Here is a 9,018-nt window from a genome sequence, read left to right on the forward strand (position 1 = left end):
CATGTGAGAGTAGGTCATCGTCAAGATTCAATTCCAGAACCCCTCATCGCTTACGCGGTGAGGGGTTTTGTCTTTTAGTAGAAGTCACCATTTTCGCTGACACGTTACTGGCTAACGGATCGGCTGCAGAATTTCTTGACGACCATAGAGCATTGGAACCACCTGATCCCATCCCGAACTCAGTAGTGAAACGATGCATCGCCGATGGTAGTGTGGGGTTTCCCCATGTGAGAGTAGGTCATCGTCAAGATTCAANGAAACCCCTCATCGCTTGCGCGATGAGGGGTTTTGTCTTTTCCGGCTCTGAATAACTGCAGAGTCAGGCAAACAGACTGCGTGCGTTGCTCATGGCGCTGTCTGCGAAGCCTTGTAGAAACGCCTCGAAGTCCGGCAATGTTTCAGGACCTCCCTGATCGGGTTCAGCAATGATCGTCCAGGTAGCAACACACTCGTTGTCACCCTTGGGCTGCACCGTCATTGATGCCCACAGATTGCCGACAGGCAAACTGGTGTGTATCAGCGACCACGTCATGTACAGCGCGTGATCATCCCGGCTGTTCAATTGCTCGATCGCAAAGTTGCCGTCCTTGAACAGCTTCTTGCGTACCGAGCGGACACCTTTGCCGGTGACTTCAGTACTCTCCAAGGCAGGAATGAATGCCTGAAAGCCACCGAAGTCTCCCACGACTGCCCACACACTGTTGGCATCGCTCGGGATATCCACCGCTGCCGACACACGGCACTGCGTCGGGTTCTTGATGAGGGTGTCAGGCTTGAGATTGTTGTGGATCGTGTTCATGTCGTTCTCCATTTTGCTTATTGATGACTCGACTCAGATGAAGTCGATTTCCTTCAGGTAATCGCAGCCCTTGCGCAACAGCGCGGGGGTTTTCTGCGGGTACTGCTCGCCCATCTGGCGGACGCCAGCCAGGGTGTTCTGGTACTCGATCATCGAGATGTCCCCGATGTCTTCTTCAAAGCCATCCAGATAGAAGCCCAGCACGCCAAACAGGGCGTTATCGCTGTCGACCTGGCCCAGTTGTGCCTGCCAATCGGCAACGCTGACCAACTTGAACTCGCGACCCGCCTCGCGGAACGACTCCACGTAGTGGTTCCAGCTCAACAGCTCAGGGTTATGCAGGTTGAATACGGCGCGCTCGGGCTGATAGCGACTGGCGTGAAAGCCAATAAAACGTGCGAGGAAGTCCACCGGCATCAGGTCGAAGTTGATGTCGAACGCCGGGACCTGACCCAGCTGCAGGGACCCCTTGAGCATCAGCATCAAACGGTTCTTCTGCGGCTGACAAACGCCAGTGCGGCTGTTGAAGGCGATGTTGCCGGGTCGGTAGATGTTGACCCACACGCCTTGATCCCTGGCGTGCTGCAAAATACGTTCAGCGACCCATTTGGTGAGGTTGTAACCGTTCTTGATGTAGATAGGCGGCGTAGCGGCAGCCGGTTGTTCAAGCACGGCGCCGGTGCCATCAATTGCGCTGCAGGCAGACAAGGTCGAGACGAAATTGAAGACCTTCTTGCTGCGTCCTTCACACAACTTCAGGCATTCGAAGACAGGCTCAACGTTGTCCTTGAACAGCGCTTCGTAATCCTGAACGTGGTTCACGTTGGCTGCGTTATGGACCAGCGTGCCGAAGTCACGGTCCAGCCGCTCATACACCGCTTCGCTCAAACCCAGACGCGGCTGGGTGACATCGGCTGGATAGACCGTCACTCGACTCAAGTCCAGATGCCCGAGCCTGTTCTCCGCCAGCGACTGTTCGAAGCGCTCCTGTGCGCTATGCCCGGCCGATTCACGCACCAGACACGCAATCTCGGTCGCGCCCCAGTCCAGCAGTGCCTGGACGATATGCACACCCAGAAAACCATTCGCCCCGGTCACGATCACTTTATGGACGTCGCCCAGTTGGCTGACAGGCAGCGTCGTTACCTGTACGTGCGGATTCGCATCCATCAGCGCTTTCGGGCTGATGGTGTAGGTCGAGCTGCCTTCGCTATCGAGGAGGCTTGCGAGCGTCAGTACGGTCGGTGCTTCTATGAAGCGGTTGATGGGGATGCTGCGTCCGAACCGCTCGCGAATACCCAACAGCATGCGCGAGAGCAGAATCGAGTGGCCACCCAGATTGAAAAAACTCTCGTCAGTCGAGATGTAACCGGTTGGCAGCTCCAGCAACTCGCCCCACAACGCCACTAGCTGTTCCTGCCGCTCGTTTTCCGGCAGGCGCCGTGAGTGCTGATCGCTGAAGCTCACCGGCAGCTCCAGCAATGCCTTGCGATCAGTCTTGCCATTGCTGGCAAATGGCAAGGCATCGACCTTGGTATAGGCAACTGGATGCATATAGTCAGGCAGCAACTGCTGGGTATGAGCCTTCAACGCGCTCAGCGTCGAGTCATCATTCTGGGCACCGTGAGGCTGAGCGACGAAGGCCAGAATGCGCCGCTGCGCATCGACGACCACTGCGACCTGTCGATACAGCTGACTGGCACGCAGACAATGCTCGATCTCTTCAGGCTCGACCCTGAAGCCGCGAATCTTCACCTGATTGTCGCGACGTCCGCTCAGCTCGATACCCTCTGCGGTCCACTTGGCCATGTCGCCGGTGCGATAGGCGCGCATTCGCTCACCGTCCGGACGCGTCAGCCACACGTAGCGCTCAGCCGTCAGTTCGGGATTGTTGAGGTAGCCCAGACAAACCCCGGGTCCGACGATGTACAGCTCGCCCTGAGCCTCCTGTGGCACAGGCTGCAGTTGATCATCGAGAATCCAGACCTGACTGTTGGCGATCGGTCTGCCCAGATTGCGATTGCTGCTGTTCGGCGTGAACTGCCCGGCCGTCACCAGCACCGTCGCTTCGGTCGGCCCGTACAGGTTGTGAAACTGACACTGCCCGGTGAGCTGCGCGATCACGTGAGGCTCACAGACGTCACCTCCGGTCACGACATGCTTGAGCCCCAATGGCTGATCCAACGGCAAGATGCTCAGCAAAGCGGGTGGCAGGAACGCGTGAGTAAGCCCGGCCTTCAAGACGCTGACCAGTTGCAGCGGATCACGCCGCTGATCCTCGTCGGGCACCACCAGTTCAGCACCACTGAGCCAGGTCGGGAAAATGTCGATCACTGATGAATCGAAACTCAGGGTCGAGAATTGCAGCACCCGGCTGTGTTGATTCAGATCCACGTAGTCCGCATACCAGGCCGTGAAATGGCTGAGGTTGCGCTGGCTGAGCAGAACGCCCTTGGGATGCCCCGTCGTGCCCGATGTATAAAGCGCCATGCACGGCGCATCGCAGGCAGGGTAAGCGTTTGCTGCGAGAGGGACTGTCTCCGGGATCTGCATGGCACTGATGTTCAGTGCGGGAAACTCGGCGGCCGCCAATGGGTGCGATCCGTCATGCAGCAAAAGCATGGCTCCGGCGTTTTCAAGGATGTACTGCTGCCGCTGCAACGGCAGAGCCGGGTCGAGCGGCAGGTAAACCGCTCCGCAACCCAGGATCGCGAGCACGCCGGCATACAGCGCCGCGCACTTGGGCAGACAGATACCGATCACGGGTGGCGTATCCGTGTTGCTGGCCTGTGCAATGAGCGGCAGCAGATGACGCTGAATGGCGGCGCTGTGCATGGCCAGTTCGCGATAGCTGTACGACTGACCCTGAACCGACAAGGCTGGCCGTTCAGCAAAGGTCTGCAAGGCCAGCGCCAGCCGCCGGGTGAGCGGCGTTTCCGCCAGATGCAACAGGTCCGGTCGCGCGGTCTGGTTGAACTGATGCTCGAACAGCAGCGCATCGATTGCCTGCAAGCCGTCCTGGCGCTCGCTCTGAGCAGGCTGCGCAACGAGCAGTTGCGCGAAGTAATGATCGTCCCGTGAGCGTCGACTCACCTGCAGGGCGATGATGTCCACCCATGCGGCAACAGCCTCGTCGCGCAGCCTTCGACCATTGCCCGAAGGCTCTACAGGCAGCCACTCGCGGACAATCAGACGCTGTGCCCTGGCTGATCCATGCCAACACAGCAACTCCAGTCTCGGCAGCGATCCGGCAGTGCTATTCAGCCCGACACGTAGGCTCAGCAACGCTGGCTGGCCAAATCCTTTCAGGTCGTCACCACCCAACACCAGACTGCCGTCCTCAATCAGTATCGAGGCCTGAGTCGTTCTTTGTAATTGCAGCGCGACCAGATCGGTCAGGTGTTGCACGGTATGACCGTGAGCCTGCAGTTCGGTATTCAGTTCGCTCAGGGTCAGGCTGTGACCGAGAAGCACGATCTCCAGGCGTTTCATTGCAGCATCCCCTGGGCGGGCAGGTAATCGGCCAGCGCTTTCTGTACACACGGGGCGTCCAGCATCGAGCTGGCCTTGAAAAAGCGCATGATGTTGCCGATCAGTGGGTGATGGCGATTGATCGGAAAGCTGACCGCCAGGGATTCAGCCTTGAGTGCCTGCCTGACCGATTCAGCGACCGGCAGATGCTTGATCAGCGTGAAGTCAAAGCCGTGCTGTATGTCGCTGGTCAGGTACTGCGCGATGAACACCGGCATGATGTCAGCGATGCACTGGCGGTCCTCCTCGCTTGCCGTGTGCCAGTAGATACGCACCAGCCGCGCCCAGAAGCCTGAGTGGCGACCTTCGTCCAGCAGGTGGTCGGCCATCAGGCCCTTGACCGACTGCTTGACCGAGTCGTCTCTGGCAAAGGCCGCCACATCGTTGGTCACGGTGTTTTCCGCAATCGCGACGCAGATCAGCTCTACAGCGCTGCGCAGGTGTTCCGGCGCCAGTGCAAGCGCCGCAGGGATCGCCCGGCTCAGTTCGATTTCACCCGGCAGTTCGATGGGCTGTATGCCGGTCAGCGCGATGGTCTGCTGCATGAAGTCCATGGCAACCAGCGCGTGGTAGTCCTCATCCACCACCACCGTCATGGCGTCGTAGCGGCAGGCGAAGGGAAAGCGAATCGCGAAGTTGTCCTTGGCGATACTGCGCGCGGTCTTGTCGACGATCTCGGTTTCGAAGATCACCACATCATTGATGAATTTGTAGAGGCTCTGAACCAGCGCGTAATCACGCAAATGCGCACATTCGCGGCTGAAGGTTTCGCTGAGCACCAGTGGCTGGCGGCTGAGCGGGTAGATCAGTTTTTCATCGTTCTCGACGATTCGGCGTGGGCGAGTGCGAATCGTGGCGCGACCTTCCCACGCATCGATGAACGAGCTGTAGTCTTCTGCTTTCATGATGGCTTCCTTGTAGAGGCTTGAGCGCTGACCGTTGAGGGCAGCCCTCGGGAACTGACCGGTGCTAGGCGCTGACCTGCATCAGCGGTGCGCGCATGCTGAGTCGTAGCGTGTCCCACAGCTGAACCCTGCTTTCCACGGCGGCGATGGCGGCCTGGTACACCTCTTTTTCGCGTTGCGGATCGCCCGCCACCAGTCGTGCCAGCAGGTGCTCTGCGGCCGGGCCGTGATCTTCGGAGTCGACTTCGATGTGGCGTTCCAGGTAATAGCGAAACGTCGGTGCCTGACTTCCGGTGATGCCCCAGTCATCGAGAATGCTCTGGAACATCAGGGGGATGACGCTCTCGCGGCCATGCAGAAATGCAGCCGCCACGCTGTGAGCCGGCGCATGCAGTGCCGTCTCGAGGGTGCTTGTCACGAACACCGATGCCGCCTGGCCTGCGTTGACGCGCTGCAGGGCGGTTGTGTAATGCACTCCCTGATGCTGAAGCTCAATGAAGCGCTCGATCTGCTGAGTGCTGGCGCCTACCTCGCACATCGCGTCCAGATAAAGCTCGAAATGGCTGTAGTGACCCCGATCCAGTCGATCATCGGATTCCTCTCCCAGCACGATCTCGTTGATCAGTCTGGCGGCGGCGGGATCTTTCGGCGGCAGCCAGGGCAGCTGTGTACAGGTCAGTTCCTGTTGCAGGCGTTTGGTGAGCGACATGAAATCCCACACCGCGAATACGTGGGTCTCCATGAAACGTCTCAGCACGTCCAGAGAGGTGATTTCACTGAATACCGGATGACGGCTAAGTTCGAGTTTCTTTTGGTCCAATACTGTTTTTTGACAAGGCATGGCTTTATCTCTTGGTAGTGTTGGCTACGTGAAAGTTAGCGATTAAATACGCAGCGTTTATTCGAAGCTGTCCATCATTGGAATAACGGACACGCGAGGGTCTGCGGGTTGAAACGATTAAAATCGTCAACGTTCTTTATATGACTTCATTAGTTTTGCGGTGCCATGTGCTGGCGCCGTCAGCCCTTGAGGCCTTGGATTTGTGCGGTTACGGCACCTTCCACAAGGACTGCGATGAAAAGTTAAAACACAATTAATAACGTGTGCAATTGGTTTTTTGAATTATTTCAAGTTGCACTTTATCAGGGCTGAAAGTTGCCATATAAAACGTGGTGTTCAAGTTTTATAGGGATGTAGGCAACCCTTCCGGTCAATAAGGACCAGAATTATAAATAATGAACGAATGCCTCGTTCAGCGTTGCCGTGATGCCGAACAATTAGAATGAATAGGTTTTTGGCGGGCGATATCGGAAACGACTTCCAATGTCTCTCTGCCCGTTGCGCTGACTCCTTTTCGTGGCGTTCACATAAACGGATATCACCGCCCTGATAACGCGCAGGCGGTGAATCCCGACCAGCGTTGGATCCTCCGGTTGGATCCATCGAGGTCACGGCCGAGTTTGCCTTATTCAGGCGACCGACCAACCGACGGCCTGGGAAAATAGATATAAAAACGCCCGACAACACGGTGCCGGGCGCTGGACGGAGAGGGGAGTCGGGGAGTCAACAGCGGCTGATCCGGATGGAAAGCCGCAGGAGGGAGGTCAGTCGTGAGTCTTTCTGCGGGGGCGTACGGTTTTCTCTTCGCTGGCCTTGCTGTTCAGGTATTGGGTAATGGCCTGAACGCCGCGATTGAGGTGATATTGCAGTGCTGCCACGGTCGGTTCGACGGCCTTCGCTTCTGCGAGGCGAAGCAGTTCCCAATGGTCATCCTGGGACAGTTTGCCAAGGCCCATGGACGAAAGATTGAAGCGCAGGAAACGCTCTTCTTCGTTCAGACCTTCTTCAACCAGCCGCATCAGGCGCTTGTTGCGCGTTTTAGCGTACAGCGACATGTGAAACAAACGATTGAGCCTGCCGATCTGGGTGTAATCGGTCTCAACTTCGAGCTGCTCGATATAGCTTTTGGCGGCTGCCAGATCTTCTGCGGTCAGGTGGGGAATCGACAACCGCAGCGCTTCGGACTCCAGCAAGATGCGCAAGGAGTAGGCATCAACCGCATCTTCGGTGATGAGTGGGGCTACTACGGCACCCTTGTGCGTTTCCACCCGCAGCAGGGACTGCGCTTCAAGTTGCCGCAGGGCTTCACGTACCGGCATCCGGCTCACGCCGAACAGCGTGGCCAGTTCCTGCTGGCGCAACGCAGTGCCGCTCGGCAAGCTGCCGTCGATGATTGCATTGCGCAGTTTTTCTTCGATAACGGCCCGGGCAACATTGGCTGCGGGCTGTTCGTTGCCCAGTACCGAGCTTAAAAAGGCTTCTCTGTCTGATTTACGCATCGCCATACTTCTTCATCAACCCGGCAGGATAGGATCCAATAATTAGCTGGACTGCCGACAGACTAGCCAAGACTTGCCAGAAAGTCGCGAGCGTAGAGGTGTGTTCGGTGTTTTTAATGGGGCACATGAGTCGCATTGTGGTGAGCAATCGTTGATACGTTCAACACTATCTTAGCGCCCCTCAGGCCGAGTGCCGAATGAGCATTTATACACATAGCAATTTTTCAGCTGTGTTTTCACCGCTGAGCATGCTGGCAGATCACTGCCAGCGCCCAAGTGCGGCCAGACCCGACCCTTAACTGCGTGGCAGACGGCCTGACACAAAATGCTGCACGTCGTTGAAGCCAGGCGTCGATGCGTGACCGGGCGTCACCAGCGAATCGATGAACGCCTCGTCTTCCGGAGTGAAGATGACGTCGAGTGCCTTGGTGTAGCCATCCCACTGCTCTTCGGTCCGAGGGCCGACGATGGCGGAAGAGACGGCCTGGTTGTTCAGTACCCAGGCAATGGCGAACTCAACCATGCCGACGCCTTTCTCCTGCACGTGCGCCTGGATGCGCTGGGCGATGCGCAAGGACTCCACACGCCACTCCGTCTCCAGCAGCCGCTTGTCCTGACGTCCGGCACGGGTGCTGCTGTCAGGTGTGACGTCGGGCTCATACTTGCCGCTAAGCACACCGCGCGCCAACGGGCTGAAGGGCACAACGCCGAGTCCGTAAAACGCAGCGGCAGTGATCTGTTCGACTTCTGCCTGACGGTTGACGATGTTGTACAGCGGTTGACTGACGACCGGCTTGTCCACGCCCAGACGCTGCGCGACGTTGACGATTTCCGCAATCCGCCAGCCACGGAAATTGGAGACGCCCCAGTAGCGGATCTTGCCTTGGCGTATCAGCTCGCCAATGGCCGACACCGTGACTTCCAGCGGCGTGTCGTGATCCTCTCTGTGCAGGTAATAGATATCCACATAGTCGGTATTCAGCCGACGCAGGCTGTTTTCAATGGCGTTGAACACATGTTTGCGACTCAGGCCTGCCCGGTTGGGGATGTCACTGGGAGCGCTGTAGCCGAGCTTGGTTGCCAGCACCCAGTCGCTGCGACGCGAGGCGATGGCCTGGCCCACGAGCTCTTCCGAGCGACCGCCGTTGTACACGTCCGCCGTGTCGACGAAATTGACACCCTGATCCCAGGCCTTGTCGATGATGCGCAAGGACTCGTCGGCGCCTGTCTGCTCGCCGAACATCATCGAGCCCAGAGTCAGTGTTGAAACCTTGAGACCGGACTGGCCAAGAACACGATAATTCATGTTTAACATCCTCCTTGTCATTCACGCAGGATCAGTCGGACATACTGGCGCGTATGCCGAGGCATTGAAAAGATGAGTCGACCCACGGTCAGCGCTCATCGTTATACACAAGTCCGCCTCGACACTGATCGTGCCCA

The 9,018-nt window shown here is 57.7% G+C and carries 6 protein-coding genes and 1 rRNA gene; 1 reads left to right on the plus strand and 6 read right to left on the minus strand.

Annotated features, from left to right (window positions below; translation table 11 throughout):
- The first annotated feature begins 134 nt into the window (after positions 1–134).
- A 5S ribosomal RNA gene (gene rrf / locus AO065_RS17510) occupies positions 135–250 on the plus strand.
- A 69-nt stretch (positions 251–319) separates the two neighbouring features.
- Here rrf and AO065_RS17515 read toward each other — a convergent pair.
- From AO065_RS17515 to AO065_RS17540, 6 genes are all read right to left on the minus strand, one after another.
- Positions 320–799, minus strand: a complete 480-nt coding sequence (locus tag AO065_RS17515) for an SRPBCC family protein (protein WP_004882954.1) — start codon at positions 797–799, stop codon at positions 320–322.
- A gap of 33 nt (positions 800–832) precedes the next feature.
- Complete coding sequence (locus AO065_RS17520) at positions 833–4,291, minus strand: non-ribosomal peptide synthetase (protein ID WP_004882955.1); 3,459 nt, start codon at positions 4,289–4,291, stop codon at positions 833–835.
- A complete protein-coding gene (locus AO065_RS17525) occupies positions 4,288–5,235 on the minus strand; it encodes a diiron oxygenase (RefSeq protein ID WP_004882956.1) in 948 nt (315 codons plus the stop codon). Before AO065_RS17525 ends, AO065_RS17520 begins: the two co-directional genes overlap by 4 nt.
- 64 nt (positions 5,236–5,299) lie before the next feature.
- The gene (locus tag AO065_RS17530) at positions 5,300–6,076 is read right to left on the minus strand and encodes a DUF3050 domain-containing protein (RefSeq protein WP_004882957.1); all 777 of its coding nucleotides are present in this window, start codon (positions 6,074–6,076) and stop codon (positions 5,300–5,302) included.
- A 764-nt stretch (positions 6,077–6,840) separates the two neighbouring features.
- A complete protein-coding gene (locus AO065_RS17535) occupies positions 6,841–7,575 on the minus strand; it encodes a GntR family transcriptional regulator (protein WP_004882958.1) in 735 nt (244 codons plus the stop codon).
- Between the two features lie 295 nt (positions 7,576–7,870).
- Complete coding sequence (locus AO065_RS17540) at positions 7,871–8,881, minus strand: aldo/keto reductase (protein WP_004882959.1); 1,011 nt, start codon at positions 8,879–8,881, stop codon at positions 7,871–7,873.
- Positions 8,882–9,018 lie beyond the last annotated feature (137 nt).

Source organism: Pseudomonas viridiflava, from assembly GCF_001642795.1.
Lineage (GTDB): Bacteria > Pseudomonadota > Gammaproteobacteria > Pseudomonadales > Pseudomonadaceae > Aquipseudomonas > Aquipseudomonas viridiflava.

Bases quoted from the DNA above. Each gene is read 5' to 3' on its own strand.
- AO065_RS17515 (WP_004882954.1), bottom strand. From the start codon at position 799: ATGAACACGATCCACAACAATCTCAAGCCTGACACCCTCATCAAGAAC.
- AO065_RS17520 (WP_004882955.1), bottom strand. From the start codon at position 4,291: ATGAAACGCCTGGAGATCGTGCTTCTCGGTCACAGCCTGACCCTGAGC.
- AO065_RS17525 (WP_004882956.1), bottom strand. From the start codon at position 5,235: ATGAAAGCAGAAGACTACAGCTCGTTCATCGATGCGTGGGAAGGTCGC.
- AO065_RS17530 (WP_004882957.1), bottom strand. From the start codon at position 6,076: ATGCCTTGTCAAAAAACAGTATTGGACCAAAAGAAACTCGAACTTAGC.
- AO065_RS17535 (WP_004882958.1), bottom strand. From the start codon at position 7,575: ATGCGTAAATCAGACAGAGAAGCCTTTTTAAGCTCGGTACTGGGCAAC.
- AO065_RS17540 (WP_004882959.1), bottom strand. From the start codon at position 8,881: ATGAATTATCGTGTTCTTGGCCAGTCCGGTCTCAAGGTTTCAACACTG.